The following is a 2,647-nucleotide window of genomic DNA, read 5'->3' on the forward strand; positions in this document are numbered from 1 at the left end:
TTTCTAGTTATCGTAATAAGGTATCTAACCTTGAATACATAGGGGTTAGAAGCGAACCTGGGGAACTGAAACATCTAAGTACCCAGAGGAAAGGACATCAAACGAGACTCCGCTAGTAGTGGCGAGCGAACGCGGACCAGGCCAGTGGCTTATGTGATTAAAGTGGAACAACCTGGAAAGGTTGGCTAGAGTGGGTGATAGCCCCGTACACGCAACATGATCATAAGTCCTTGAGTAGGGCGGGACACGTGAAATCCTGTCTGAACATGGGTAGACCACTATCCAAGCCTAAGTACTCGTGCATGACCGATAGCGAACCAGTACCGTGAGGGAAAGGTGAAAAGCACCCCGACGAGGGGAGTGAAATAGTACCTGAAACCGAATGCCTACAAACAGTTGGAGCCCAAGATTCGTTCTGGGTGACAGCGTACCTTTTGTATAATGGGTCAGCGACTTAGTGTAACGAGCAAGCTTAAGCCGGTAGGTGTAGGCGTAGCGAAAGCGAGTCTGAATAGGGCGTTCAGTTCGTTGCATTAGACCCGAAACCAAGTGATCTAGCCATGAGCAGGTTGAAGGTACGGTAACACGTACTGGAGGACCGAACCCATATCTGTTGCAATAGATCGGGATGACTTGTGGCTAGGGGTGAAAGGCCAATCAAACTTGGAGATAGCTGGTTCTCCGCGAAATCTATTTAGGTAGAGCGTCCAGCGAATACCCCCGGGGGTAGAGCACTGAATGGGCTATGGGGACTCACCGTCTTACTGATCCTAATCAAACTCCGAATACCGGGGAGTACTACTGGGCAGACACACGGCGGGTGCTAACGTCCGTCGTGAAGAGGGCAACAACCCTGACCACCATCTAAGGTCCCTAAGTTATGGCTAAGTGGGAAAGGATGTGAGGATCCCAAAACAACCAGGATGTTGGCTTAGAAGCAGCCATCATTTAAAGAAAGCGTAACAGCTCACTGGTCTAAATAAGGGTCTTTGCGCCGAAAATGTACCGGGGCTAAAGCCATACACCGAAGCTGTGGATGCACGTATGTGCGTGGTAGCGGAGCGTTCCGTAAGCCTGTGAAGGGACAGTCGTGAGACATCCTGGAGGTATCGGAAGTGAGAATGCTGACATGAGTAACGATAAAGGGAGTGAGAGACTCCCTCGCCGAAAGTCCAAGGGTTCCTGCTTAAAGTTAATCTGAGCAGGGTTAGCCGGCCCCTAAGGCGAGGCCGAAAGGCGTAGTCGATGGGAACCACGTTAATATTCGTGGGCCTGCAGGTAGTGACGGATTGCGTGTGTTGTCAGGTCTTATTGGATTGATCTGGCAGCGAAGCGGTTCCAGGAAATAGCTCCTGCATATAGACCGTACCCTAAACCGACACTGGTGGACTGGTAGAGAATACCAAGGCGCTTGAGAGAACTGCGTTGAAGGAACTCGGCAAAATGCACGCGTAACTTCGGAAGAAGCGTGACCCTTCTATAGGCAACTATTGGAGGGTGGCACAGACCAGGGGGTAGCGACTGTTTACCAAAAACACAGGGCTCTGCGAAGTCGCAAGACGACGTATAGGGTCTGACGCCTGCCCGGTGCTGGAAGGTTAAGAGGAGATGTGCAAGCATTGAATTGAAGCCCCAGTAAACGGCGGCCGTAACTATAACGGTCCTAAGGTAGCGAAATTCCTTGTCGGGTAAGTTCCGACCTGCACGAATGGCGTAACGACTTCCCCGCTGTCTCCAACGCAGACTCAGTGAAATTGAATTCCCCGTGAAGATGCGGGGTTCCTGCGGTTAGACGGAAAGACCCCGTGCACCTTTACTATAGCTTTACACTGGCATTCGTGTCGACATGTGTAGGATAGGTGGTAGACTTTGAAGCCGTGGCGCCAGCCATGGTGGAGTCATCCTTGAAATACCACCCTTATCTATATGGATGTCTAACTGCGGCCCGTTATCCGGGTCCAGGACCGTGTATGGTGGGTAGTTTGACTGGGGCGGTCGCCTCCTAAAGAGTAACGGAGGCGCGCGATGGTAGGCTCAGAACGGTCGGAAATCGTTCGTCGAGTGCAATGGCATAAGCCTGCCTGACTGCAAGACTGACAAGTCGAGCAGAGACGAAAGTCGGTCATAGTGATCCGGTGGTCCCGCGTGGAAGGGCCATCGCTCAACGGATAAAAGGTACGCCGGGGATAACAGGCTGATGACCCCCAAGAGTCCATATCGACGGGGTTGTTTGGCACCTCGATGTCGACTCATCGCATCCTGGGGCTGGAGCAGGTCCCAAGGGTATGGCTGTTCGCCATTTAAAGCGGTACGTGAGTTGGGTTCAGAACGTCGTGAGACAGTTCGGTCCCTATCTGCCGTGGGTGTAGGAATATTGATAGGATCTGTCCCTAGTACGAGAGGACCGGGATGGACGTATCTCTGGTGGACCTGTTGTCGTGCCAACGGCATAGCAGGGTAGCTATATACGGACGGGATAACCGCTGAAGGCATCTAAGCGGGAAACCCACCTAAAAACGAGTATTCCCTATCAGAGCCGTGGAAGACTACCACGTTGATAGGCCGGGTGTGGAAGTGCGGCAACGCATGTAGCTTACCGGTACTAATAGCTCGATCGACTTGATCATTCTCATTTACAATATCCATC

General features: G+C 52.0%; 1 rRNA gene. It reads left to right on the forward strand.

The annotated features are described in order from the left end of the window. Positions 1–2,627: ribosomal RNA gene (locus J2782_RS22755) — 23S ribosomal RNA — on the forward strand; the annotation flags it as partial. Positions 2,628–2,647: the final 20 nt, after the last annotated feature.

Origin of the sequence: Brucella pseudogrignonensis, from assembly GCF_031454375.1 — a bacterium.
Taxonomy (GTDB): Bacteria; Pseudomonadota; Alphaproteobacteria; order Rhizobiales; family Rhizobiaceae; genus Brucella; species Brucella pseudogrignonensis_A.